Annotated in this window: 25 protein-coding genes; 9 read left to right on the forward strand and 16 right to left on the reverse strand. The window is 66.2% G+C overall.

The genetic code is table 11. The features are described from left to right. Positions 1–61: 61 nt before the first annotated feature. From ftsB to U6958_RS09845, 6 genes are all read right to left on the reverse strand, one after another. Positions 62–340, reverse strand: coding sequence for a cell division protein FtsB (ftsB, locus tag U6958_RS09820; RefSeq protein ID WP_012206908.1), 279 nt, complete (start codon positions 338–340; stop codon positions 62–64). A gap of 64 nt (positions 341–404) precedes the next feature. Next, the gene (eno, locus tag U6958_RS09825) at positions 405–1,691 is read right to left on the reverse strand and encodes a phosphopyruvate hydratase (RefSeq protein ID WP_012206907.1); all 1,287 of its coding nucleotides are present in this window, start codon (positions 1,689–1,691) and stop codon (positions 405–407) included. 31 nt (positions 1,692–1,722) lie between these two features. Beyond that, positions 1,723–2,415: a hypothetical protein gene (locus U6958_RS09830; protein ID WP_143044500.1), complete on the reverse strand. Its 693-nt coding sequence runs from the start codon at positions 2,413–2,415 to the stop codon at positions 1,723–1,725. Between the two features lie 475 nt (positions 2,416–2,890). Further along, positions 2,891–3,181, reverse strand: coding sequence for a DUF1330 domain-containing protein (locus U6958_RS09835; protein ID WP_074921001.1), 291 nt, complete (start codon positions 3,179–3,181; stop codon positions 2,891–2,893). A 3-nt stretch (positions 3,182–3,184) separates the two neighbouring features. Beyond that, on the reverse strand, positions 3,185–4,042 hold the full coding sequence (gene kdsA, locus U6958_RS09840; RefSeq protein ID WP_012206905.1) for a 3-deoxy-8-phosphooctulonate synthase: 858 nt from the start codon (positions 4,040–4,042) through the stop codon (positions 3,185–3,187). Between the two features lie 41 nt (positions 4,043–4,083). Further along, positions 4,084–5,742: a CTP synthase gene (locus U6958_RS09845; protein ID WP_016447642.1), complete on the reverse strand. Its 1,659-nt coding sequence runs from the start codon at positions 5,740–5,742 to the stop codon at positions 4,084–4,086. A 102-nt stretch (positions 5,743–5,844) separates the two neighbouring features. Here U6958_RS09845 and coaBC point away from each other — a divergent pair, with 102 nt between their 5' ends. The 4 genes from coaBC to U6958_RS09865 all read left to right on the forward strand — a co-directional run bounded on the left by coaBC (position 5,845) and on the right by U6958_RS09865 (position 9,039). Next, the gene (coaBC, locus tag U6958_RS09850) at positions 5,845–7,068 is read left to right on the forward strand and encodes a bifunctional phosphopantothenoylcysteine decarboxylase/phosphopantothenate--cysteine ligase CoaBC (RefSeq protein WP_026062130.1); all 1,224 of its coding nucleotides are present in this window, start codon (positions 5,845–5,847) and stop codon (positions 7,066–7,068) included. A gap of 17 nt (positions 7,069–7,085) precedes the next feature. Next, a complete protein-coding gene (locus U6958_RS09855) occupies positions 7,086–7,631 on the forward strand; it encodes a hypothetical protein (protein WP_074921000.1) in 546 nt (181 codons plus the stop codon). A gap of 70 nt (positions 7,632–7,701) precedes the next feature. Then, entirely contained in the window at positions 7,702–8,151 is a 450-nt protein-coding gene (gene dut, locus U6958_RS09860; protein ID WP_017404378.1) for a dUTP diphosphatase, read from the forward strand. A 63-nt stretch (positions 8,152–8,214) separates the two neighbouring features. Beyond that, the gene (locus tag U6958_RS09865) at positions 8,215–9,039 is read left to right on the forward strand and encodes a hypothetical protein (RefSeq protein WP_074920999.1); all 825 of its coding nucleotides are present in this window, start codon (positions 8,215–8,217) and stop codon (positions 9,037–9,039) included. Between the two features lie 35 nt (positions 9,040–9,074). Here the strand turns inward: U6958_RS09865 and U6958_RS09870 are convergent, their stop codons facing one another. The 3 genes from U6958_RS09870 to U6958_RS09880 are packed head-to-tail and all read right to left on the reverse strand — an operon-like array spanning position 9,075 to position 11,503. Continuing rightward, positions 9,075–10,523 (reverse strand): sensor histidine kinase, encoded by a 1,449-nt coding sequence (locus U6958_RS09870; RefSeq protein WP_074920998.1) that lies wholly within the window; start codon positions 10,521–10,523, stop codon positions 9,075–9,077. Next, the gene (locus tag U6958_RS09875; protein ID WP_017404381.1) at positions 10,520–11,191 is read right to left on the reverse strand and encodes a response regulator transcription factor; all 672 of its coding nucleotides are present in this window, start codon (positions 11,189–11,191) and stop codon (positions 10,520–10,522) included. The genes U6958_RS09870 and U6958_RS09875 overlap by 4 nt, the downstream gene beginning before the upstream one ends. A gap of 6 nt (positions 11,192–11,197) precedes the next feature. Continuing rightward, entirely contained in the window at positions 11,198–11,503 is a 306-nt protein-coding gene (locus U6958_RS09880) for a PepSY domain-containing protein (protein ID WP_074920997.1), read from the reverse strand. Between the two features lie 280 nt (positions 11,504–11,783). On the opposite strand from U6958_RS09880, the gene U6958_RS09885 reads away from it, so the two are divergent. Beyond that, positions 11,784–12,164 carry a PepSY domain-containing protein gene (locus U6958_RS09885; RefSeq protein WP_017404382.1) on the forward strand — a complete coding sequence of 127 codons (381 nt, stop codon included), beginning with the start codon at positions 11,784–11,786 and terminating at the stop codon, positions 12,162–12,164. 145 nt (positions 12,165–12,309) lie between these two features. Continuing rightward, the gene (locus U6958_RS09890; protein ID WP_043789866.1) at positions 12,310–12,885 is read left to right on the forward strand and encodes a glycine zipper 2TM domain-containing protein; all 576 of its coding nucleotides are present in this window, start codon (positions 12,310–12,312) and stop codon (positions 12,883–12,885) included. A gap of 67 nt (positions 12,886–12,952) precedes the next feature. Here U6958_RS09890 and U6958_RS09895 read toward each other — a convergent pair whose 3' ends face one another. After that, positions 12,953–13,474: a peptidylprolyl isomerase gene (locus U6958_RS09895; RefSeq protein ID WP_043789867.1), complete on the reverse strand. Its 522-nt coding sequence runs from the start codon at positions 13,472–13,474 to the stop codon at positions 12,953–12,955. Between the two features lie 152 nt (positions 13,475–13,626). Then, on the reverse strand, positions 13,627–15,078 hold the full coding sequence (locus U6958_RS09900; RefSeq protein ID WP_047473835.1) for an aldehyde dehydrogenase: 1,452 nt from the start codon (positions 15,076–15,078) through the stop codon (positions 13,627–13,629). Between the two features lie 260 nt (positions 15,079–15,338). Here U6958_RS09900 and U6958_RS09905 point away from each other — a divergent pair, with 260 nt between their 5' ends. The 3 genes from U6958_RS09905 to U6958_RS09915 all read left to right on the forward strand — a co-directional run bounded on the left by U6958_RS09905 (position 15,339) and on the right by U6958_RS09915 (position 18,208). Next, positions 15,339–16,298 (forward strand): helix-turn-helix domain-containing protein, encoded by a 960-nt coding sequence (locus tag U6958_RS09905; protein ID WP_074920996.1) that lies wholly within the window; start codon positions 15,339–15,341, stop codon positions 16,296–16,298. 103 nt (positions 16,299–16,401) lie between these two features. Next, positions 16,402–17,532 (forward strand): cupin domain-containing protein, encoded by a 1,131-nt coding sequence (locus tag U6958_RS09910; RefSeq protein ID WP_074920995.1) that lies wholly within the window; start codon positions 16,402–16,404, stop codon positions 17,530–17,532. Positions 17,533–17,917: 385 nt separating this feature from the next. Continuing rightward, the gene (locus U6958_RS09915) at positions 17,918–18,208 is read left to right on the forward strand and encodes a hypothetical protein (RefSeq protein ID WP_074920994.1); all 291 of its coding nucleotides are present in this window, start codon (positions 17,918–17,920) and stop codon (positions 18,206–18,208) included. Positions 18,209–18,420: 212 nt separating this feature from the next. Here the strand turns inward: U6958_RS09915 and bamC are convergent, their stop codons facing one another. The 5 genes from bamC to U6958_RS09940 all read right to left on the reverse strand — a co-directional run bounded on the left by bamC (position 18,421) and on the right by U6958_RS09940 (position 22,561). Further along, positions 18,421–19,533 carry an outer membrane protein assembly factor BamC gene (bamC, locus tag U6958_RS09920; protein ID WP_016447628.1) on the reverse strand — a complete coding sequence of 371 codons (1,113 nt, stop codon included), beginning with the start codon at positions 19,531–19,533 and terminating at the stop codon, positions 18,421–18,423. Between the two features lie 41 nt (positions 19,534–19,574). After that, positions 19,575–20,471 carry a 4-hydroxy-tetrahydrodipicolinate synthase gene (dapA, locus tag U6958_RS09925; protein WP_016447627.1) on the reverse strand — a complete coding sequence of 299 codons (897 nt, stop codon included), beginning with the start codon at positions 20,469–20,471 and terminating at the stop codon, positions 19,575–19,577. Between the two features lie 75 nt (positions 20,472–20,546). Further along, positions 20,547–21,116, reverse strand: a complete 570-nt coding sequence (locus U6958_RS09930; protein WP_074920993.1) for a bifunctional 2-polyprenyl-6-hydroxyphenol methylase/3-demethylubiquinol 3-O-methyltransferase UbiG — start codon at positions 21,114–21,116, stop codon at positions 20,547–20,549. Positions 21,117–21,183: 67 nt separating this feature from the next. Beyond that, positions 21,184–21,333 carry a hypothetical protein gene (locus U6958_RS09935; protein ID WP_016447625.1) on the reverse strand — a complete coding sequence of 50 codons (150 nt, stop codon included), beginning with the start codon at positions 21,331–21,333 and terminating at the stop codon, positions 21,184–21,186. A 1-nt stretch (position 21,334) separates the two neighbouring features. Next, positions 21,335–22,561: an MFS transporter gene (locus U6958_RS09940; protein WP_034364186.1), complete on the reverse strand. Its 1,227-nt coding sequence runs from the start codon at positions 22,559–22,561 to the stop codon at positions 21,335–21,337. Positions 22,562–22,626 lie beyond the last annotated feature (65 nt).

The raw sequence follows: 22,626 nt of genomic DNA on the forward strand, positions 1-22,626 counted from the left end.
GCCTTGTTGCAAAAGCACAAGGCCGGCATGAAGCCGGCCTTGGTGCAGGAAATCCCAATCCTCAGCGCCGCACGATCTGCACGAAGATCTCGTTGGGCTTGACCATGCCCAGTTCGCTGCGGGCCTTTTCCTCGACCATGGCCAGGCCGTCCTTGAGGTCGTTGACCTCGGAGGCCAGGCGGTCGTTCTCGGCTTTTTCCAGGGCATTGGCCACGTTCTGGTCGTGGATCTGCTGCTGCAGTTCCTTCACATAGGCCACGCTGCCGTGGCCCAGCCACAGCTGCGCGTGCACGGCGGCGAGCAGGGCGAGCAGGACAAGGGGGACGACGCGGTTGACCATGGCAGCAGATGTTGCGGAAAGGAAAAAGGCTTGCAGGCCGGATGGCTTGCAAGCCTAACGCTTTTCAGCGCAGGTTGTAGAAAGCCTCGCGGCCGGGGTAGTGGGCGATGTCACCCAGGTCTTCCTCGATGCGCAGCAGCTGGTTGTACTTGGCGATGCGGTCCGAACGGCTCAGCGAGCCGGTCTTGATCTGGCCTGCGTTGGTGCCCACCGAGATGTCGGCAATCGTCGAATCCTCGGTTTCACCGGAGCGGTGCGAGATCACGGCCGTGTAGCCTGCGCGCTTGGCCATTTCGATGGCGGCGAAGGTTTCGGTCAGCGTGCCGATCTGGTTGATCTTGATCAGGATGGAGTTGGCGATCTTCTTGTCGATGCCTTCCTTCAGGATCTTGGTGTTGGTGACGAACAGGTCGTCGCCCACCAGCTGGACCTTGGCGGCCAGGCGGTCGGTCAGGATCTTCCAGCCATCCCAGTCGCCTTCGGCCATGCCGTCCTCGATGGAGATGATGGGGTACTTGTCGCACCAGCCGGCCAGCATGTCGGTCCACTGGGTGGCGGTCAGCGTCAGGTTGCCTTCACCGGCCAGCACGTACATGCCGTCCTTGTAGAACTCGCTGGCGGCGCAGTCCAGGCCCAGGGCGATCTGTTCGCCGGCCTTGTAGCCTGCGTTTTCGATGGCCTGCAGGATCAGCTGGATGGCGGCTTCGTGGTTTTCCACGGAAGGCGCAAAACCGCCTTCGTCGCCCACGGCCGTGCTCATGCCCTTGTCGTGGATGATCTTCTTGAGCGCGTGGAAGACTTCGGCGCCCCAGCGCACGGCTTCGCGGAACGAAGGCGCGCCCACGGGGATGATCATGAATTCCTGCAGGTCCAGGCTGTTGTTGGCGTGCGCGCCGCCGTTGATGACGTTCATCATCGGCACGGGCAACTGCATGCCGCCCATGCCGCCCAGGTAGCGGTACAGCGGCAGGCCGGCCTCTTCGGCAGCGGCGCGGGCCACGGCCATGGAGACGGCCAGCATGGCGTTGGCGCCCAGGCGGCCCTTGTTGTCCGTGCCGTCCAGGTCGATCAGGGTCTTGTCCAGGAAGGCCTGCTCGGAGGCGTCCAGGCCCAGCACGGCTTCGGAGATCTCGGTGTTGATGTGCTCGACGGCCTTGAGCACGCCCTTGCCCAGGTAGCGGCTCTTGTCGCCGTCACGCAGCTCGATGGCTTCGCGCGAGCCGGTGGACGCGCCCGAAGGCACGGCCGCGCGGCCCATCACGCCCGATTCCAGCAGCACGTCGCACTCGACGGTGGGGTTGCCGCGGCTATCCAGCACTTCGCGGCCTACGATGTCAACGATTGCACTCAATTTGTTTCCTTTCAGTCAGTGATTTGAAAATTCAGTAAATCTGCCCATCACGTGTAAGCCCGGTCGTGCGGCGGGTGATGGCTCCATCAAGTCTGGCGGATTGCACAGGTATTCCTCTGTAAAACCATTCAAGGGAATACCCGTTGCTGAATCTGCATGCTTCAACGGTTCTTTTGCCGATGGGGATCTGATCTTTGCCTTCAAAGGTGATGGTTCCATTTAATTGATAAACATCAATCAATGGGTCCGGGCTCAAATATCTTGTAATGGTATGGGTGACTGTTGTGTTGTAGGTGGTGGATTCCCCTTGTTTGAGGGTGAATTTTTTATCTTCTACGGGTGGGTCGTAGACCGTATGTGCATTCGCGCGACGAGGCCCGGTACCTGATTCATGGAATATATCCGTGGTGATGGTTCTGTTGTCCCGGATATATCCTTCTTGTGAGGAGCGAGTGGGGAGTAAATAGGAATCATCTACTCTTAATACTGAAAAATGGGTCTGATTGTTTTTTAGAATTGCATTGATGCTGATGCCCTGGGATTTCCAGATGTTGTCTCCAGATGGCTCCTCGGTTCCATGCAGAATAGGGGGGCCTGGGGTGTAGGTCGCGATATCAAAGCAACTGGCGGAAGAAAGAGGTTCCGACGAGCTGTCCCCGCCGCCGCAGGCAGATAAGACGCTTATCATGCCGATGGAAAGGATGAGTTTGTTGAATTTTTGCATGCTCCAGATTTGCTCTTTGAAAGTGGTTATATATCCGGTTTGGATTTGCTAATCTGCAAACTAACTCAGTAGGGCCGAGATGCGGCTTGGATTTCGCGTGGGACAGTCGTTCTACTGTGGCTTGCGAGCCTGATGATGCCATGGCTGGCCAGGGTTGCTGCAATAGAAGGAGCGCCGGGCGTGGTTGTACCAAAGCGGGATCTCGATACGCGCAGTGCTTCTTCTCATCCTCCAAGTGCAAGGTGCCATTCATCGATCGAGCTTCCCTATGCCTTGTATTCTTGTGGGATGCGGGTGCTAGGGGAATAGGTGGCAAAGTCAAAACAGCTTTCCTCGAGCGCAATGTGGCAGACCGTTTCTGCCTTCCGGGACCGTCAGGTTCTGGCGTCTTCGGCAACAGATCAGATGTCGGATGCCGCATCGATGGTCGGTTCGGGTCGCTGTCGAGTGCGGGAGAGAGGAGGCTGAGGTGGAATCAGGTACCTTCCACGCAGACCATGCGCATGATGGCCGCGCCTTCGCGGGCTTCGCGGGCACGCAGGTACTCGGGCGTGTCGTAGAAAGCCTTGGCGGCTTCGAAGCTGGGGAACTTGAGGATCACGGTGCGGCCGGGATTCCAGTCGCCTTCGAGCACTTCGACCTTGCCGCCGCGCACGCAGACTTCGGCGCCATGCGCGCGCATGGCCTCGGTGCTCCACTTGCGGTACTCCTCGTACTGCTCGGGCTTGGTGACGGTGACGGACGCAATGATGTAGCCGCTGGCCATGGGTCAGACTCCAAAATCGTTTTCGAGGAAGCCGTTCTTCTTGGTCACGTCGTCGAGCGCGACCAGGGTTTCGAGCAGGGCCTTCATGTGCTTGAGTGGCACGGCGTTGGGGCCGTCGCTGAGGGCGCAGGGAGGATTGGGATGGGTTTCCATGAACAGTCCGGCCACGCCCACGGCCACGGCCGCACGCGAGAGCACGGGCACCATCTCGCGCATGCCGCCGCTGCTGGTGCCGTTGCCGCCGGGCAGCTGCACGCTGTGCGTGGCATCGAAGACAACGGGCGCACCGGTCTCGCGCATGATGGACAGGCTGCGCATGTCCGAGACCAGATTGTTGTAGCCGAAGCTGGCGCCGCGCTCGCAGGCCATGAAGCTGTCCTCGGGCAGGCCGGCCTCCTTGGCGGCGGCGCGGGCCTTGTCGATGACATTCTTCATGTCATGCGGGGCCAGGAACTGGCCCTTCTTGATGTTCACCGGCCGGCCCGACTGGGCCACGGCACGGATGAAGTCGGTCTGGCGGCACAGGAAGGCCGGCGTCTGCAGCACGTCCACGACCTGGGACACGGCCGGGATTTCGGACTCGGTGTGCACGTCGGTCAGGATGGGGACCTGCAGGTCCTTCTTCACCTTGGCGAGGATCTCCAAGCCCTTGTCCATGCCCGGGCCGCGAAAGCTGGCGCCCGAGCTGCGGTTGGCCTTGTCGTAGCTGCTCTTGAAGATGAAGTGGATGCCCAGGGCCGCCGTGATTTCCTTGAGATGCCCCGCCACGTCCATCTGCAGCTGTTCGGACTCGACGACGCAGGGGCCTGCAATGAGAAAGAAGCGCCGGTCGAGGCCGACGTCGAAGCCGCAGAGTTTCATGGTGGGAATTCCTTGGGAAATGGTGGGCGGCGTTGCGGGGCTCAGGACTTGCGCGGTGCCTTCTGGCGCTCGATCGCAGCCTTCACGAAGGCATTGAACAGCGGGTGGCCGCTCCACGGCGTGGACTTGAACTCGGGGTGGAACTGCACGCCGATGTACCAGGGGTGAACTTCCTTGGGAAGTTCGACGATCTCGGTCAGCTGCTCACGCTGGGTCAGCGCCGAGATCACCAGGCCCGCTTCGCGCAGCTGGTCCAGATACTGGACGTTGGCTTCGTAGCGATGGCGGTGGCGCTCGGTGACCACGTCACCGTAGATGCTGTGGGCCAGCGTGCCGGCCTGCACGTCGGAGGACTGCGCGCCCAGGCGCATGGTGCCGCCCAGGTCGGAGTTCTCGTCGCGGGTCTTGACCGTGCCGTCGGCATCCTTCCACTCGGTGATCAGGGCGATCACGGGGTTGGCGGACTTGGGGTCGAACTCGGTGGAGTTGGCGCCTTCGAGGCCGGCCACATGGCGGGCGTATTCGATGGTGGCCACCTGCATGCCCAGGCAGATGCCCAGGTAGGGCACCTTGTTTTCGCGGGCGTAGCGGGCCGTGGAGATCTTGCCTTCCACGCCGCGCGAGCCGAAGCCGCCGGGCACGAGGATGGCGTCGTACTGCGAGAGCTTGTCGCGCGCATTGGCGTCGCTGATGGTCTCGGAGTCCACATGGGTGATCTTCACGGCTACATGGCTTTGCATGCCGGCGTGCTTGAGTGCCTCGTTGACGGACTTGTAGGCGTCCGACAGCTCGACGTACTTGCCGACCATGGCGATCTTGACCTCGCCCTGCGGGTGCTCGGTCTCGTGGACCAGGTCATCCCAGCGCTTGAGGTTGGTGGGCGGCGTGTTCAGGCGCAGCTTGTCGCAGATCAGGCCGTCCAGGCCCTGCTCGTGCAGCATGCGGGGCACCTTGTAGATGGTGTCCACGTCCCACATGGAGATCACGCCCCATTCGGGAACGTTGGTGAACAGCGAGATCTTTTCCTTTTCCTCGTCCGGCACGCGGTGCTGGGCGCGGCACAGCAGGGCGTCGGGCTGGATGCCGATCTCGCGCAGCTTCTGTACGGTGTGCTGCGTGGGCTTGGTCTTGAGCTCGCCAGCCGTGGCGATCCAGGGCAGGTAGGTCAGGTGCACGAAGGCCGTGTTGTTGGGGCCCTGCTTGAGGGCCAGCTGGCGCACGGCTTCGAGGAAGGGCAGGGACTCGATGTCGCCCACCGTGCCGCCGACTTCGCAGATGGCCACATCCACGGCATCCGGCGTGCCGATGCCGGCGCCGCGCTTGATGTACTCCTGGATTTCATTGGTCACGTGAGGGATCACCTGCACGGTCTTGCCCAGGTAGTCGCCGCGGCGCTCCTTCTCCAGAACGCTCTGGTAGATGCGGCCGGTGGTGAAGTTGTTGGACTGCTTCATGCGCGTTTCGATGAAACGCTCGTAGTGGCCCAGGTCCAGATCGGTCTCTGCGCCATCGTCGGTCACGAACACTTCACCGTGCTGGAAGGGCGACATGGTGCCCGGGTCCACGTTGATGTACGGGTCCAGCTTGATGAGAGTGACTTTGAGGCCGCGCGATTCGAGGATCGCAGCAAGGGAGGCTGAGGCGATTCCCTTGCCCAGGGAAGACACCACACCGCCTGTGACGAAGACAAATTTGGTCATGTCTTTTATTGGTGGTGGTAAAGCAGGATTATAGATGCGCCGCCGAATTCGCCGCGCCGCGCGGGGCTGCTCGGACGTTGCGGCTCTGCTAAATTGCGCGCCATGACTGAAGTGTTCGCTGGTAAACATCTGGTGCTCGGCCTCTCCGGAGGCGTGGCTTGTTACAAATCTGCCCAGCTGGTGCGCCTGCTGGTACAGGCCGGGGCCACCGTGCAGGTGGTGATGACCGAGGCGGCCGAGCAGTTCATCACGCCGGTGACCATGCAGGCGCTGTCGGGCCGCCCTGTCTACGGATCGCAGTGGGACGCGCGCGAGCCCAACAACATGCCCCACATCAACCTCAGCCGCGAGGCCGACGCGATGCTGATCGCGCCCTGCAGCGCCGACTTCATCGCGCGCCTGGTGCAGGGCCGCTCCGACGAGTTGCTGAGCCTGATGTGCCTGGCGCGCCCCATGGACCGCGTGCCCCTGCTGTTGGCTCCGGCCATGAACCGCGAGATGTGGGCACACCCGGCCACGCAGCGCAACCTGGCGCAGGTGGCCGCCGACGGCGCACTGGTGCTGGGCGTGGGAACGGGCGACCAGGCCTGTGGCGAGGTGGGCGACGGCCGCATGCTCGAGCCCGAGGAAATCATGGAGGAGCTGGCCGCCTTCTTCACGCCCAAGCTGCTGCAGGGCCGCCAGGTGCTGGTCACGGCGGGCCCGACCTTCGAGGCCATCGACCCCGTGCGCGGCATTACCAACCATTCCAGCGGAAAGATGGGCTTTGCCATTGCGCGCGCCGCACGCGAGGCGGGCGCCCAGGTGACCCTGGTGGCCGGGCCCGTGCACCTGCGCACGCCGCGTGGCGTGCAGCGCATCGACGTGCAGTCGGCGCAGCAGATGTTCGATGCCGTGCAGCAGCAACTGCCCCAGGCTGGCGTGTTCATCGCCACGGCGGCCGTGGCCGACTGGCGCCCGGCCACGGCGTCAGACCAGAAGATCAAGAAGGACGGCTCGGGCCAGACCCCCACGCTGACCTTCGTCGAGAACCCCGACATCCTGGCGGCCGCCGCGCAGTCCGAGCCCGCACGCAGCGGCCGGCTGTACTGCGTGGGCTTCGCCGCCGAAAGCCATGACCTGCTGCAGCACGCCAGCGCCAAGCGCCTGCGCAAGCAGGTGCCGCTGCTGGTGGGCAATATCGGTCCCGCAACCTTTGGGCGGGATGACAATGCCCTGCTGCTGATCGACGAGTCCGGCACCCAGGAGCTGCCGCACGCCTCCAAGTCCCTGCTGGCGCGCCAGCTGGTGGCCGAGATCGCCCGGCGCCTGCCGCCCGCCCCTTGACACCACCGAAGGCCCGCATGTCACAGAACACCTACGAAGGTCCCCGCCACGGCGACTATGTGCGCTATGTGGATGAGCTGCTGCGCGCCAGCCCCCTGTACCGCTCTGCGGCTCACGGCTGGATGGCGCGGGGACGCAGCGATTTCACCGACGCGGTGGCCACTCCGGGCGCGCAGTCCCAGTCCGTGGTCGAGCGCGTGCGCGAGCAGGTGCAGGCTGCGGCCGAGAAGGCGCGCATCGCCGCGCAGCAGGCTTCGGTGCCCGCCTTGCCGGGACGCCAGCCGTCTGCAGGCGACAGGCATGGCGACAGGAACGGCGATAGAAATGGTGGCAGGGCCGATCGCGGCCGGCAGGCGGCCCGGGCACAGCAAGCCCAGGCCTCCTCCGCCGCCAAGGCCGTCAAGAAGACGGTCTTCAAGATAGGTCCGGGCCAGTTGCTGGGTATCGTGATCGGCCTGATCCTGGCCGTGGTGATTCCGGGCGTCGGCCCCTTCATCTTGCTGCTCACCATCATCAATGCCATCGTCAAAGGCTTTCGCAGCGGGCTCAAGTCGTCCGGGTGACGGCGCGGGGCACAATGCGCGCTTTGCTTTTCAAGAGAGCCTGCCGTGAGGCGCTCCCCAGATTGTTTCCATGAACGTTGATATCAAGATCCTTGACGCGCGCCTGCGCGAGAACATGCCCGCCTACGCCACGCCGGGAAGCGCGGGACTGGACCTGCGCGCCTGCATCGATGCGCCGCTGACGCTGGAGCCCGGCCAATGGCAACTGGTGCCCACTGGCATGGCCATGTACCTCAAGGACCCCGGCTACGCCGCCATGATCCTGCCGCGCTCAGGCATGGGCCACAAGCACGGCATCGTGCTGGGCAACCTGGTCGGCCTGATCGACAGCGACTACCAGGGCCAGCTCATGGTCAGCGCCTGGAACCGCTCGGCCACGGCCTTCACGCTGCAGCCCATGGACCGCCTGGCCCAGCTGATCATCGTGCCCGTGGTGCAGCCCAGCTTCAATGTGGTCGAGGAGTTCGAGTCGGCCTCCGAGCGCGGTGCGGGCGGCTACGGCTCCACCGGCAAGCAATAAGGCTTTCCGCCAGACATCGCCCGCAGCTGCGCTGCCAGGGCATCGCTTCAGGGAGGAGTCCGCATGGCCAGGCCATCCCGGCGCACGCGCCATCGCCCATCCGCGTCGTGGACGCGCGTGGTGCTCACGCAGGAAGACCGCATGCGCCGCCGCCTGCAGCAGCGCCACTGGCTGCGACTGCATGCGGCGTTGACGGGCGGCCTCAGCCTGGCCGGCATGTCGCTGCTGAGCCTGGCCTTGCTGCATGCGGGCGTGCACAGCATGGCGCTGCGCTACGGCGTGGCCCTGGTCTGCGGCTATCTGCTGTATCTGCTGCTGGTACGCCTGTGGGCCGAGTGCATGCTGCGCCGCGACTGGGATGGGCCGGATGTGCCCGATGCCGCGCCCGGCGGCAGCGGTTCTTCACCGGCCCGCACGCCCGAGGCTGGCGGATTCGAGAGCGGGCAGGGCGGCTCTTATGGCGGCGGTGGCTCCAGCGGCAGCTGGGACGACGGCGGTGCCATGTCCGAGGCCGCTTCCTCGGCGTCGCAAGGCTTTGACGTGCCCGGCATCGATGGGCTGGACGAAGGTGCTGTCGTCCTGGTGCCCGTGCTGCTGGTGTTTGCGGCGCTGCTGGTCGCGGTCACGGGCGCCGGGTCGCTGCTGTGGCTGGTCTTTGGGGCCGACCTGTTCCTGGCTGTGGCGGTGGAGGTGGCCTTTGCGCTGCTGATGGCGCGCACGCTCTACGTGGTGGAGCGCGAAGGCTGGCTGCTGGCCGCGCTGCGCCTGAGCTGGAAGCCGGTGCTGGGCGCGCTGGTGGGCGCCGTGGCGCTGGGCGCTGCGGCCGACTGGCTGTTTCCCCAGGCAGACACCCTGGTGCAGGTGCTGCGAGCGCTGAAAGGCCCCTGAGAGGGCACAGAGCCGCTGCTGCGCGGCTCTGGCCGTCACGCCTGTCTTTTTGCCCCCGGCAGGCGCAGCTGCATGCGCAGGCCGCCCAGCGGCGAGCGGCTGGCCGCGATGCTGCCACCATAGGTCTGCACCAGGTCACGCACGATATCCAGGCCCAGGCCTGCGCCGGGCCTGCGTTCGTCCAGGCGCTCGCCGCGCTCGAAGATGCGGCCAAGGTCGGCGTCTTCGATGCCGGGGCCGTCATCGTCCACCGTCAGCAGCAAGGGGCAGCCGGCCTGATCGGGCTCCAGGCCCTGTACTTCCAGGCTCACGGCCTGGGCCGCCCACTTGCCGGCGTTGTCCAGCAGGTTGCCCAGGATTTCCATCAGGTCCTGGCCATCGCCCAGAAAGTCCCAAGGCTGCGCATCGCCCTTCAGCGCGAAGCGGATGCCGCGGCCGGCGTGCAGCCGCTCCATGGTGCGCACCAGCGAGGCTAGCGGCGGCTCCAGCGGCGTGCGCAGGCCTGTGGCCTGGCGGGCCGCAGCGCGGGCGCGTGCCAGATGGTGGTCCACCTGGCGGCTGGCGCTGGCGACCTGCTCGCGGACCAACTCGGCCAGCGTCCCGCCTTCCTGCGCGGCGGCATTGCCGAGGATGGACAGCGGCGTGTTCACCGCATGGGCCAGATTGCCGGCCTGCGTGCGCGCGCGCTGGACCATGTCGGCGTTCACATCCAGCACATGGTTGAACTCCTGCACCAGGGGGCGCAGTTCCTGCGGAAACCGGCCTTCAAGGCGCGGCGTGGCGCCCTTGCGCACGTCGGCCAGGCCTGTGCGCAGCAACTGCAGCGGCCGCAGCGCCAGGCGCAGCTGCAGCACCACGGCCAGCGCCAGCCCGGCCGCCAGCGTGCCCAGTGCGGCGATCAGCATGGTGGTGAAGCGCTGCATGGGCTCGGCCAGCAGGGCGCTGTCGGCCGCAACGATCAGGCGCAACGGCGGCGCGTCGGCTTCGGGCAATTGCAGGGGGCGTGCCACGGCCACGAGCGGGTGGCCCTGGCCATCGGGCAGCATGCCCGTGCTCAACGCCGTGTCTTCCCGGTGTTCGCCGGGATTGCCGGCATCGGCCCGGAACTGGCGCCAGTCCAGTGTCTGGTCCCACAGCGAACGAGAGCGCAGCAGGCCGGCCTTCTCGGGTGGGCCCGCCCCATCGCTCACCTGGTCGATCTGCCAGTAAAGGCCCGACAGCGGCTGCGCCAGGCGCGGATCGCCCACGGCCAGTCCGACTTCGATGCGCCCGCCGGGCAGGCTGTTGACGGCTGCGCTGAGCTGGTCGAGCTGCAGCACCAGCTGCGCCTGCAACTGCTGCGCGATGTGATCGCGGAACAGTCCGCGCAGTCCCCAGCCGGCCAGCAGCACGGCCGCCAGCACCCAGGCCAGCGTGCCGGCCAGCAGGCGCAGGCGCAGCGAATCGCCAAGCCGGGATACCTGTCCTTCCTGTGGTGCGTTCATGCAGCGGGCGCGCCTTCCACCAGCCGGTAGCCCAGTCCGCGCACGGTCTCTATGCTGCCGGCCGGCAGCTTCTTGCGCAGGCGGCCGACGAAGACCTCGATGGTGTTGGAGTCGCGGTCGCTGTCCTGCGGGTAGATGTGTTCGGACAGTTCGGTGCGCGATATCACCTGCCCCACGCGCTGCATCAGCAGGGCCAGCACCTTGAATTCATGGCTGGTCAGCGTGAGCGGCTGGCCCGCCACGCTCACACGCGCCTGGCGCGAGTCCAGCACTATGGGGCCGCATTGCCACTGGGCGCTGGCGTGCGGGCTGAGCCGGCGCAGCAGGGCGCGCAGGCGGGCCATCAGCTCTTCCATGTGGAAGGGCTTGGCCAGATAGTCGTCGGCGCCGGCATCCATGCCGGCCACCTTCTCATGCCAGGCGCCGCGCGCCGTGAGGATCATCACCGGCATGACCCGCCCTTGTTCGCGCCAGGCGCGCAACACCGTCAGGCCATCGCGCACGGGCAGGCCCAGGTCCAGCACGGCGGCATCGAACTCCTCGACCTCGCCCAGGTACTGGGCCGTTGCGCCGTCGGCCGCCGTCTCCACCGTATGCCCGGCCTGCTGCAGCGCCTGCACGAGCTGGCTGCTCAGCGTGGGCTCGTCTTCCACCACGAGGATTCGCATCTGTGTCTAGTCCTTGCGCTTGAAGCTCAGCACCTTGCCATCGCGTGCATCGATCTTGAGCTTGGCCACGCGGCCGCCCGATTGCAGCAGCCGGATCTCGTAGATGAAGCGGCCGTCGTCATGCTCGAACTCGACCTTGATGACCTGGCCCTGGTAGTCGCGCTCGACCTGGTCGAGCACGGTGCGCAGCGGCAGCACGCGGCCTTGCTGCAGGGCCTGGCGCGCGAGTTCATGGTCGCTGTCGCCGGCATCCGAGGACGTGGTCCAGGAGGCCAGGGCCGCCGCCATCAGCAGCAGTGCGGCCAGCAGCATCCAGGGCCTGCGAGGGGTGGAGAAGGATGGAGTGGGCATGGAAAACTTTATAGCCCAGCGTGGATGAACCTCGGATGAACGGCTGCTTCAGCTTGCGTTCATGGCCTGCATCGAACAATGGCTGCACGCCGTCGCAATCCACCGGAAACGAAGGCGCAGCAGCCGGCAGATGCGGCCTTTTCGAATGCATCGCCAGCCCAATCGCCGACCCAATCGCCGGCCCAGTCGCCGGCCCAGTCGCCGGCCCAGTCGCCGACCTTCACATGCCAAGGAGAACCTCATGCCTTCCATCCGACAACTGATTTCCCGCGCTGCACGCCATGGACTGACGGGCCTGGGCATTGTTCTGATCGCCACTGCCGGGCTGGTCGCCCAGGTGCAGGCCCAGGCCGCCGCCACGGGCGGTCCTTCGGTGACCGTGCAGGCTGGCGAAGCCGTGGCCACCACGGTGGCCTCCGTGCGCGGCGCCTTCCAGGGGCCGGGCCTGAGCATCCGCGAAGTCTTCGAGCGCATGGAGGTCCTGGGCTACCGCGACCTGCGCGAGATCGAGTGGGAAGACGGCCTCTACCAGGTCAAGGGCCAGACCGGCGATGGCCGTCCCGTGAAGCTCTATGTCGATGGCAACAACGGCAACGTGCTCAGCATTCGCGCACGCAATTGAGGCCGGGCCGGCGGGCTGATTTTTGTCAGCAAGTGTTCAGTCCGGTCGGCGCACATGCAGCCTGGGGCGTTGGAGTGGTATGCAGCCGCAGGCAAGGTCGGCGGCTGCCTTTGATCGATCCACGGACAGTACACAGGAGATTTCCATGCCCCCTTCCATTCATCGCTTGGGCGCCATCGGCACCAGCTGCATTGCAGCGCTGATGCTCAGCGCCTGCGCGGGCTATCCACAGCAGGGCGGATATCCGGGTGGCGGCTACCCTGCAGGTGGCTATCCCGCTGGCGGATATCCCGCCGGGGGCTACCCCAGCGGGGGCTATCCCGCCAGCGGCCAGCCCGGCACGGCCTACCCGGGCGGCGGTGGCTATGTGCAGCAGGGGCGCGTGACCAATGTGCAACTGGTTCAGATCCAGCAGCCCAGCGGCATCGGTGGCTCGGGCATAGGTGCCGGGGCCGTGGTGGGCGGCGTGGTCGGCGGGGTGCTGGGCCGCCAGGTGGGCAAGGGCAGTGGGCGCGACATCGCCACCATTGCGGGCGTGGTGGGCGGTGCCATGGCGGGCAATGCCATCGAGAAGAACACCGGCCCTGGCGACCTGCGCGATGTCTACCGTGTCACCGTGCAGTTGAACGACGGCAGCACGCGCGTGTTCGACTACCAGAGCAATCCGCAGCTGCGCGTAGGCGAGAGCGTGCGCGTGGACAACAACCAGCTTCTGCGCTGAGTACCAGGCTCGCTCCATGCAAAAGGGCTCCCCGAAGGGAGCCCTTTGCCATTTCAGCGCGGCAATTTCAGTGCAGCGTGTCGTTGCCCGGTGCCATGGGCTGGATGCGGAAGAAGCCGGTGCCGGCCGAGCCGCGGCCGATTTCCTCCTCGGTGGCTTCGCGCACGCCTTCGACCTTCAGGTGCAGGCGCAGCGCGATGCCGGCCAGCGGATGGTTGCCGTCCAGCACCACATGCTCGGGATAGATTTCGGTCACCGTGTAGAGCAGGTCGGGCGGCACGGCGCTGCAGCCCTTGGGCAGGGCGCTGGCCTCGAAGCTCATGCCTTCTTCCAGCTCGGCCGGGAACAGGGCGCGCGGCTCCAGGAAGATCAGGCTTTCGTTGTAGTCGCCGAAGGCTTCCTCGGGCTCCAGGTGCAGGTCCAGGACCTTGCCCTGGCCGTGGCCCTGCAGGGCCTCCTCGATGCGCTTGAGCAGGTCGTCGCCGCCGACCAGGAACTCCACGGGCTCATCGAGCACGTCCAGTTCCTCGCCCAGGGTGTCCTTGAGGGTCCAGGTCAGAGCGACCACGCATTGTTCTGTGATTTCCATGGTGTGCAGCTTGTGCGGCCCATGCCGCGGTGGGGAAAAAGAAAGACCGCCGCGCGCGCCCTTGTTTGACGAAGGCGTGCCGGCGGCCGCGTTGGCGCGATTTTCCCACGGCGGCCCGGCTGCTGCGCAGGCCGGGCGGCGAGTCCTGCCGATCAGAACGGATAGTGGCGGGGCGCGGTCTGCATGGTGATCCAGCGCGTCTCGGTGAAGGCATCGATGCCTGCCTGGCCGCCGAAGTGGCCGTAGCCCGAGTTTTTCACGCCGCCAAAGGGCATCTGTGCCTCGTCATGCACGGTGGGGCCGTTGACGTGGCAGATGCCGGCCTCGATGCGCGCGGCCACGCGCCAGCCGCGTGCGGTATCGCGGGTGTAGACGGACGAGGACAGGCCGAACTCGTTGTCGTTGGCCATGGCGATGGCCTGCTCCTCGCCGCGTACGCGCACGATGGCCTTGACGGGGGCGAAGGTTTCCTCGCGGAAGATGTCCATCTCGGGCGTGACGCCGTCGATCAGCGTGGCGGCCATCAGGGTGTTGGTGGCCTTGCCGCCGCACAGCAGCTTTGCGCCCTTGGCCAGCGCGTCGTCGATCAGGCGGTTGGCGCGCTCCACGGTGGCCATGTCCACCACCGAGCCCAGCACCACGGGACCCTTGCGCGGATCGCCCAGCGGCAGCGAGGTGGCACGGGCCACCAGCTTGTCCAGGAAATCGCCGGCCACGGCCTCGTCCACGATGATGCGTTCGGTGGACATGCAGATCTGGCCCGAGTTGGCAAAGGCACCGAAGGTGCAGCCGGCCACGGCGGCGTCGATGTCGGCATCGTCCAGCACCACGAAGGGCGCTTTGCCGCCGAGCTCCAGAATGGCGGGCTTGAGGTACTTGGCGCAGGTCTGGCCGATGATGCGGCCCACGCGCGTGGAGCCTGTGAAGTTCACGCGGCGCACGGCCGGGTGGGCCACCATGGCCTCGACCACGGCGCCGGCATCTTCGGGCGCATTGGTCACGAAGTTGACCACGCCGGGCGGCAGGCCGCCTTCCTGCAGGGCCTCGATGATCAGGCCGTGCGTGGCGGGGCACAGCTCCGAGCCCTTGAGCACCACGGTGTTGCCGCAGGCCAGCGGCGTGGCGATGGCGCGCACGGCCAGGATGACGGGCGCATTCCAGGGCGCAATGCCCAGCACCACGCCAGCGGGCTGGCGCACGGCCATGGCCAGGCTGCCGGGCACGTCCGAGGGAATGATCTGGCCATTGATCTGGGTGGTCAGCGATGCGGCCTCCAGGAACATGTTGGCGGCCAGGTGCACGTTGAAGCCGGCCCAGATGCCCGAGGCGCCGGTCTCGGCGGCCATGGCGGCGGCAAAGGCCTCGGTCTTGGCCTCCAGCGCCTGCGATGCCTTCATCAGCATCTGGCGGCGCTCGGTCGGGCCCAGCGCGGCCCAGGCGGGGAAGGCCTGTTGTGCGGCTTCGACCGCGCGCACGGCATCCTGCGGCGTCGCGGCCGGGGCGCGCGTGGCCACCGATCCGTCCAGCGGATTGCGGCGCTCGAAGGTGGCGCCGTTGCCGGCCTGGACGGCCTGGCCTGCGATGAGCATGGTTTGTTCGATCATGACTGTCTCCTTGGTATGCGGTTGTGGCCTGGGCGTTGGCGCAGCCGGGCGTGCCGGTCATCGTAGAAGCAGGCGATGGCGCAGGCAGCCCGCTGGGCGCACAAAGCGCATGACGGATCGTGCACGGGCTCCGGGGTTTACCCTTGTCCTGGCTGTCCGCGGGGAAAGCCATGGGGCGCGACGGGCCTGCACTTTCCCATAATCACGTCCATGGCCGCACACAGATCCTTCACCCGTGCGGCGATCAGGAGAGACCGCACATGACCGATGCCATGGTGTTGAGCACCGACGGACTGCCGCCCGGCGAGACGGCGTCGGCCTGGCATGCCTGGATGTCGAGCCTGTTTGCGGGCCTGGATACCGATGTCTATGGCGAACGCCTGTTCGAAGGCCATGTGCGCGTGGCCAATGCCGGCGATGTGGTGCTGACCCGGCTGGAGGCGGGCCGCCACCGCGTCATGCGCAGCATGCAGGGCCTGCGTGCCCATGAGTCGCCCTATCTGAAGATCGTTGCGCCCTGGGAGGGCGTGGCCAGCGTGCGCCAGCACAACCGCGAGGCCAGCGTGCGCAAGGGCAGCTGGGTCATCTATGACACGGCGCAGGAGTACGAGGTGGCCAATCCCGAATGGTCGGAGCACCTCATCGTGATGCTGCCGCGCCAGGCCATCGTGGAACGAGGCATCCGGCTGGAAGGGCTGATGGGGCGCAATGTGGGCGGCAGCTCGGGCATCGCCCGCATCGCGCTGGAGACCATGCGCAGCACCTACCAGGAGCTGCCCGGCATGGCACCGCATCTGGCGCGCCGCGCGGGCGAGCTGCTGGTGGACATGGTCCACCTTTCGCTGCAGGAGCTGGCCGGGCAGGGCACGGCAGGCACCCAGCAACTGGCGCTGCAGGACCGCATACGCGCCCATGTGGTGGCCCATCTGCGCGATCCGGGCCTGTCGGTGGAGTCCGTGGCCGCCGCGCTCAACTGCAGCAAGCGCCATTTGCACAACGCCTTTGCGGACAGCCAGACCAGCCTGGGCGCCTTCATACAGCACAGCCGGCTGGAGCTGTGCATGCGCGAGCTGCTGCTGCCCGAGCACGCGCAGCGCACCATCACCGAAGTCGCCATGGACTGCGGCTTTGGCAGCAGCGCGCATTTCAGCCGGGCCTTCAAGGCCTATACGGGCCTGGCGCCCTCGGATTTCAGGGCCATGCGCAAGGCTGCGGGCTGAGCGTCGTCCGGCCATTTCGGGCCGGCTTGCGCTGGCGCCAGGACAGGGCAATGGCCGCATAGGACAATGCCGCCCTGTCTTTCTGCTCATTTCGGACCATTCCATGGACACCAACACCCCGCTTGCCCTGCTGGGCGGGCTTACCGCTTCCCAATTCATGCGCCGCCACTGGCACAAGAAGCCCTTGCTGGTGCGCCAGGCGATCCCGGGCTTCAAGCCCCTGATTCCGCGCGCCAGGCTGCTGGCCATGGCAGGCGAGGACGGGGTGGAATCGCGCCTGATCCAGCAGCACGATGACGGCAGCTGGAAGCTCAGTCACGGCCCGCTGTCGCGCCGCAGCCTGCCCTCGCTGCAAAAGCCCGGATGGACCGTGCTCGTGCAGGGCGTGGACCTGCACGACGACGGCGTGCACCAGTTGATGCAGCAGTTCCGCTTCGTGCCCGAGGCGCGGCTGGACGACCTGATGATCAGCTTTGCCACCGACCAGGGCGGCGTCGGCCCGCATTTCGACAGCTACGACGTCTTCCTGCTGCAGGCCCATGGCCGCCGGCGCTGGCGCATCGGCCGCCAGAAGGACCTGTCGCTGCAGCCCGATGTGCCGCTGAAGGTGCTCTCGCATTTCGAGCCGGAAGAGGAATTCGTGCTCGAGCCCGGCGACATGCTCTACCTGCCGCCCAAGTGGGCCCATGACGGCATCGCCGAGGGCGAATGCATGACCTACTCCATCGGCTTTCGCTCGCCCGCGCGCGACGAACTGGCCCGCGAGCTGCTGCTGCGCATGTCCGACGAGCCCGATGAGCCCGAAGTGCCGGTCGTCTACCGCGATCCCGACCAGCCGGCCGTCGAAGCCCCGGGCGAGATTCCCGCCAGCCTGCACGATTTCGCCCGCAAGTCGCTGGAACGCGCGCTGGCCGAGCCGCTGGCGCTGGAGCGCGCTCTGGGCGAGTACATGACCGAGCCCAAGGCCAATGTGTGGTTCGAGCATGGCGAGGAAAACGGCATGTTCGAGAGCGTGGTCCTGGACCGCCGCACCCGCATGATGTATGACGCCAGGCACATCTTCATCAACGGAGAAAGCTATCTGGCCGGTGGCCGCGATGCCACGCTGATGCGCAAGCTGGCCGACACGCGCGCGCTGTCGCGCACCGATCTGGCCAAGGCCAGCGACGATGCGCTGGAGCTGCTGTCCTCATGGTTTGACGCAGGCTGGGTGCGTGGCGGCAAGCTGTCCTGAACCGGGTAGACGCTGCGCCACAGGCATGCTAAGTTCGGTCATTCACTGTTGACAGCGTGCTGCTGAACAAGGGCGGACTTCGTTAGATTTGTAAAGAATTGTCTTGAGTCCGTCAGTAAATTGACAGCCACCTGCTTTTGTTACACAGTGCATGTCAAGGCAGTCAATCCACTGCCCTATCCGGACTTTGCAAGAGGATTTGTGCGGAATTGTTCTGAGGCTGTCAGTTTCGGTCAGCTTCGGGAAAACCTCCCTATAATCTGACGCGAGTCGAATGAATGTTTTGACGCGGCTTGGCCGTAGCGCTCCGGTTGCCTGCATCCGGTGTCGCAATGGCGGGGCCCTCCTGTTTACTGTCTTCTTACCTACTCTCTAGGAAACTGTGATGAAGAACTCTCTGATCCTGGCTACCGTGATCGCTGCTGCAGCTCTGGCCGCTTGCGGCAAGAAGGAAGAGGCTCCGGCCCCCGCTCCCGCTCCTGCTGTTGAAGCTCCCGCACCGGCAGCTCCCGCTCCCGCAGAAGCCGCTCCTGCTGCTCCCGCCGCCGACGCAGCTGCTCCCGCAGCGCCCGCCGCTGACGCAGCTGCACCTGCCGCTCCCGCTGCTGACGCTGCTGCTGCAGACGCCGCCAAGGCTGCTGCCGACGCTGCCGCCAAGGAAGCCACCAAGCAGTAATCCGGCCTTCGCCGATGGCACAGGCTTAGGCTTGTGCTGCGAAAAAACCGCATCCTTCGGGCTGCGGTTTTTTTTCGTCCACCGGGGCCCGGTCATGCATATCCATGGTCTATGCACGACGGCCCGGATGCAAAAAAGCCACCGGCAAGTGAATGCGCGGTGGCTGCAGGCGAGGGCGGCGGCTGCCGCCTCAATCCCGACGTGAGGATCGCCTACTTCATGTCGTCGGTGATGACGCGCACGATGCGCTGGGCATTGGCCGAGGTCTCTGGCTGGCCCTGGGTGTTGAGCACGGTGACCGTGGACTTGTCGCCCTCGCTGCGCACCTGGATCTGGTACTTGACCGGCGCGGCCGCGTCGGGCGAGCGGCTGAACAGCTTGCTGAAGAATCCCTTGGGCTCGACCTTGGCATCGGGCGCCACATAGCGCACGAAGTAGATGCCGCGGCTGCGGTCGCGGTCTTCCACGGTGAAGCCCGTGCGGTCCAGGGCCACGCCGACACGGCGCCATGCGCGGTCAAAGCCTTCGTCGATCTGCAGCACGGGCTGTCCGTTGGCGGATTCCATGCGCACGCTGCCGGTGGCGGCTGCCGTGGTGGTGTTGGCCTTGGCCACGGCGTCGGCCTGCTCCTGGCTCACGCCGAGCTTGACCATCAGGCGGCGCAGGAATTCGGTTTCCAGTTCCGGATCGGAGGGGCGCGGCTGCCAGATGGTCTGGTCCTTCTGGGCGCTGGTGTACACCTCCTGCATGCCGCGGTGCGTGATGTAGACCTCGGTGGAGCCGTCGGCCGAGCGCTCCAGGCGGGTGCGGAACCTGTCGCGCTCGCTGGTGGAGTACAGGCCGTCGAAGACCTTGCCCAGCGTCTTGCGGATCACGTCCTGCGGGATCTTGGCGCGGTTCTCGGCCCAATCGGTTTCGATGATGCCGAGCTGGCGGTCTTCGGTGGTGAAGATGAAGCCGTTTTCCAGCCAGAAGTCGCGCACGGGCTCCCACAGCTGGTCGGCCGGACGCTTGATCACCAGCCAGCGCTGCTCGCCATTGCGCTCGATGCGCACATCGCCCAGGGCGGCGGTGGCCGTTCGGCCCTCTGCCGGCTTTTGCGCCTTGGAGTTGGCTTCCATGGCAGCGGCGGAGACCACGCCGCCGGGCACGGCGTAGCGGGAGTCCGTGGACAGCTGTGTCAGGTCTGGCGGGACTTCCAGGGTGGGCGCCTGCTGCTTGCCGGCGCTCTTGTAGTCGATCTTGCTCTCTTGGAACGTGGTCGTGCAGGCTGTCAGGCCGATGGCCAGGCTCAGCAGGCTCAGACGTGCAATGGGCTGTTTCACGCGAATATCCTTGGTGCGTTCGGTCGGTGGGGCGGGGCGCCTCACAGCAGGCCAGCGGAGCTCAGGGCGGCTTCCACGGTGGCTTCCAGATTCTTGCTCAGGGGTGTCATCGGCAGGCGCATGGCCGGGCCGCAAAGGCCCAGGCGGGCTGCGGCCCACTTGACGGGAATGGGGTTGGCCTCGACGAAGAGGTTCTTGTGCACAGGCATCAGGCGCATCTGGATGTCCATGGCGGTGCGCACGTCGCCGGCCAGGGCCGCCTTGCACAGATCGCTCATCAGGCGCGGCGCCACGTTGGCCGTGACGCTGATGTTGCCGTGGCCGCCGCACAGCATCAGTGCCACAGCGGTCGGATCATCGCCGGAGTACACGCCGAAGCCTTCGGGCACTTCACGGATCAGCCACTGGGCGCGTTCGATGTTGCCCGTGGCTTCCTTGATGCCGATGATGGCGGGAATCTGCGCCAGGCGCAGCACGGTGTCGTGCTGCATGTCGGCCACCGAGCGGCCGGGCACGTTGTAGAGCACCACAGGCAGGTCGCCCACCGCTTCGGCAATGGCCTTGAAATGCTGGTACTGGCCTTCCTGCGTGGGCTTGTTGTAGTAGGGCACGACCTGCAGCTGGCTGTCGGCACCGACCTTCTTGGCGTAGCGGGCCAGCTCGATGGCCTCGTGCGTGCTGTTGGCGCCGCAGCCTGCCATCACGGGAACGCGGCCCGCAGCCTGCTCGACGGACACGCGGATGATTTCGCAGTGTTCCTCCACGTTGACGGTGGGGGATTCGCCTGTCGTTCCCACCACGCCGATGCAGTCCGTGCCCTCGGCCACATGCCAGTCGATGAGTTTTCGCAGCGCCGGGTAGTCAACACTACCGTCCTCGTGCATGGGCGTGATGAGGGCAACGATGCTGCCAGTGAGAGCGACGGAGGAGGATGTCATGTCCGCAAGAAAAAACGGGAAAGGATCATTCTAACGAGTGTCGGAGGCAGGCCCAAGGCGGTCGCCTGTAGGGATTCAGGCGATTGCAGAGCCTGACGCCTTCTGATGCGCCAGCATGGCCACGGGTTCCCGGCCTGTTGCATCGGGGCGCAGTGCCGCGATGCGCTGGACCATGCGATCGGGCTCGCCCAGCTGGCCGTGCTCGTAGGCCACGATGTGCCAGCCCGCGCAGGCCTGCAGCAGCTCGCCGGGCGCCAGCAGGAAATCGGGCCGGGAAGGCTTGCCGAAGGCCTCGTTGCCCTGGGCAAAGGTTTCGTACAGCAGCACGCCGCCGGGGGCCACGCTGTCCAGCAGCGCCGGCCACAGCGGGCGCCACAGATAGTGGGTCACGACCACGGCGCCGAACTGCCGGCCGGGCAGGGGCCAGGGGCCGTTTTCAATGTCGGCGCACAGCAGCTCGCCCACGCCCTGCAGGCCGGCCAGGGCCTGGGCATCGCGGTCCACGCCCGTCACTGCATGGCCGCGTGCATGGAACCAGCGCATGTGGCGGCCAGGGCCGCAGGCCACGTCGAGCACGGTGGCCTCGGGTGCCAGAAGATGCGACCAGCGTTGGATCCAGGGCGAAGGCGGCGTGGCTGCGTGCATGTGAAATTTCGGAAATGAATTGAAAGCGGCCGCCATTGTGCCGCCAGGCCTTTGCCGCGCTTCAATTTCAGAAGCAGGCCCAGAGCTGGTCGGCCATGCCCAGCATGAACTCGGGCTGCAGATAGAGCATGAAGACCAGGCCCAGCACCAGCAGCACGGCGGCCCACAGCGCCAGCCTGCGCAGCAGCTGTGGGCGGGGCGTGGTGGCTGTCGTCATGTCAGGCCGCCGCCTGCGCCGCACGCGGCCTTGCCACCGGGGCTTCGCGTATCGGCAGGTTCAGCAGGCCGGCGGCCACGCCCAGGCCGATGGCCAGGTACCAGACCACCTGGTAGCTGCCGGTGTGGTCATACAGATAGCCGCCCAGCCAGACGCCCAGGAAGCTGCCGACCTGGTGGCTGAAGAACACCATGCCGCTCAACATGGACAGATGCTGCACGCCGAAGATCTGGGCCACGGTGGCATTGGTCAGCGGCACGGTGGACAGCCACAGCAGTCCCATGGCGGCCGAGAAGATGTAGACCGACCAGGGCGTCAGCGGCGCGAGCAGGAAGAGCACGATCACCACCGAGCGCGTGAAGTAGATGGTGGACAGCAGGTAGCGCTTGGGCAGGCGCTGGCCCAGGTTGCCGGCCACATAGGTGCCGACGATGTTGAACAGCCCCACCAGCGCCAGCGAGATGCTGGCCACCTGCGGTGCCAGGCCGTAGTCCTTGAGGTAGCTGGGCATGTGCACGCCGATGAACATCACCTGGAAGCCGCAGACGAAGTAGCCTGCCGTCAGCAGCACGAAGCTGGGTGTGCGCAGGGCCTCGGCCACGGCCTGGGCTGCGCTCTGGTCGCGCACGGGCCGGGTATTGCCGGCCGTGAAGCCCGGCTCGCGCAGGCCGAAGGCCAGCGGAATGATCATCAGGGCGCACAGCGACAGCAGCAGCAGGGCGTTGGACCAGCCGAAGTTCGAGATCAGGCTGCCTTCCACGGGCACCATGAAGAACTGGCCGAAGGAGCCCGCCGCCGCCGTCACGCCCATGGCCCAGCTGCGCCGCGCCACGGGAATCTGGCGGCCCAGCACGCCGTAGATCACGGCATAGGTGGTGCCGGCCTGGGCTGCGCCTATCACCACGCCGGCCGTCAGGGCGAACCAGGTTGTCGTGGGCGCCATGGCCATGCCGGCCAGGCCCAGCGCATACAGCAGCGCGCCCACCAGGAGCACGCGGAAGGCGCCGAAGCGGTCGGCCAGCATGCCGCCGAAGATGCCGAGCACGCCCCAGGACAGGTTCTGGATGGCAATGGCCAGCGCGAAGGACTCGCGCGTCCAGCCCATCTCCTGGGTGATAGGCTGCAGCCACAGGCCGAAGCCGTGCCGGATTCCCATGGACAGCGTCACGACTGCGCCCCCGCACAGCAGTATCTGCACCATGGACATGGGTTGGTTGTTTTTGTGCATGCGGCAAACTTTAGCGAAACTCCGGGTTTTGCGCTGCGACGCATGGATCGCCCATGCGCCAGCGC

It is taken from the genome of Delftia lacustris (assembly GCF_040267515.1).
Classification (GTDB): domain Bacteria; phylum Pseudomonadota; class Gammaproteobacteria; order Burkholderiales; family Burkholderiaceae_C; genus Comamonas; species Comamonas tsuruhatensis.

What these genes read in the sequence shown, in the direction of transcription:
- U6958_RS09870 (WP_074920998.1), bottom strand. Translation starts at nt 10,523, where the DNA reads ATGAACGCACCACAGGAAGGACAGGTATCCCGGCTTGGCGATTCGCTG.
- dapA (WP_016447627.1), bottom strand. Translation starts at nt 20,471, where the DNA reads ATGACATCCTCCTCCGTCGCTCTCACTGGCAGCATCGTTGCCCTCATC.
- dut (WP_017404378.1), top strand. Translation starts at nt 7,702, where the DNA reads ATGAACGTTGATATCAAGATCCTTGACGCGCGCCTGCGCGAGAACATG.
- U6958_RS09890 (WP_043789866.1), top strand. Translation starts at nt 12,310, where the DNA reads ATGCCCCCTTCCATTCATCGCTTGGGCGCCATCGGCACCAGCTGCATT.
- U6958_RS09885 (WP_017404382.1), top strand. Translation starts at nt 11,784, where the DNA reads ATGCCTTCCATCCGACAACTGATTTCCCGCGCTGCACGCCATGGACTG.
- kdsA (WP_012206905.1), bottom strand. Translation starts at nt 4,042, where the DNA reads ATGAAACTCTGCGGCTTCGACGTCGGCCTCGACCGGCGCTTCTTTCTC.
- U6958_RS09880 (WP_074920997.1), bottom strand. Translation starts at nt 11,503, where the DNA reads ATGCTGCTGGCCGCACTGCTGCTGATGGCGGCGGCCCTGGCCTCCTGG.
- U6958_RS09835 (WP_074921001.1), bottom strand. Translation starts at nt 3,181, where the DNA reads ATGGCCAGCGGCTACATCATTGCGTCCGTCACCGTCACCAAGCCCGAG.
- U6958_RS09935 (WP_016447625.1), bottom strand. Translation starts at nt 21,333, where the DNA reads ATGACGACAGCCACCACGCCCCGCCCACAGCTGCTGCGCAGGCTGGCG.
- U6958_RS09855 (WP_074921000.1), top strand. Translation starts at nt 7,086, where the DNA reads ATGTCACAGAACACCTACGAAGGTCCCCGCCACGGCGACTATGTGCGC.
- U6958_RS09910 (WP_074920995.1), top strand. Translation starts at nt 16,402, where the DNA reads ATGGACACCAACACCCCGCTTGCCCTGCTGGGCGGGCTTACCGCTTCC.
- coaBC (WP_026062130.1), top strand. Translation starts at nt 5,845, where the DNA reads ATGACTGAAGTGTTCGCTGGTAAACATCTGGTGCTCGGCCTCTCCGGA.
- U6958_RS09875 (WP_017404381.1), bottom strand. Translation starts at nt 11,191, where the DNA reads ATGCGAATCCTCGTGGTGGAAGACGAGCCCACGCTGAGCAGCCAGCTC.
- U6958_RS09895 (WP_043789867.1), bottom strand. Translation starts at nt 13,474, where the DNA reads ATGGAAATCACAGAACAATGCGTGGTCGCTCTGACCTGGACCCTCAAG.
- U6958_RS09940 (WP_034364186.1), bottom strand. Translation starts at nt 22,561, where the DNA reads ATGCACAAAAACAACCAACCCATGTCCATGGTGCAGATACTGCTGTGC.
- U6958_RS09865 (WP_074920999.1), top strand. Translation starts at nt 8,215, where the DNA reads ATGGCCAGGCCATCCCGGCGCACGCGCCATCGCCCATCCGCGTCGTGG.
- U6958_RS09900 (WP_047473835.1), bottom strand. Translation starts at nt 15,078, where the DNA reads ATGATCGAACAAACCATGCTCATCGCAGGCCAGGCCGTCCAGGCCGGC.
- U6958_RS09845 (WP_016447642.1), bottom strand. Translation starts at nt 5,742, where the DNA reads ATGACCAAATTTGTCTTCGTCACAGGCGGTGTGGTGTCTTCCCTGGGC.
- U6958_RS09930 (WP_074920993.1), bottom strand. Translation starts at nt 21,116, where the DNA reads ATGCACGCAGCCACGCCGCCTTCGCCCTGGATCCAACGCTGGTCGCAT.
- U6958_RS09905 (WP_074920996.1), top strand. Translation starts at nt 15,339, where the DNA reads ATGACCGATGCCATGGTGTTGAGCACCGACGGACTGCCGCCCGGCGAG.
- U6958_RS09915 (WP_074920994.1), top strand. Translation starts at nt 17,918, where the DNA reads ATGAAGAACTCTCTGATCCTGGCTACCGTGATCGCTGCTGCAGCTCTG.
- ftsB (WP_012206908.1), bottom strand. Translation starts at nt 340, where the DNA reads ATGGTCAACCGCGTCGTCCCCCTTGTCCTGCTCGCCCTGCTCGCCGCC.
- U6958_RS09830 (WP_143044500.1), bottom strand. Translation starts at nt 2,415, where the DNA reads ATGCAAAAATTCAACAAACTCATCCTTTCCATCGGCATGATAAGCGTC.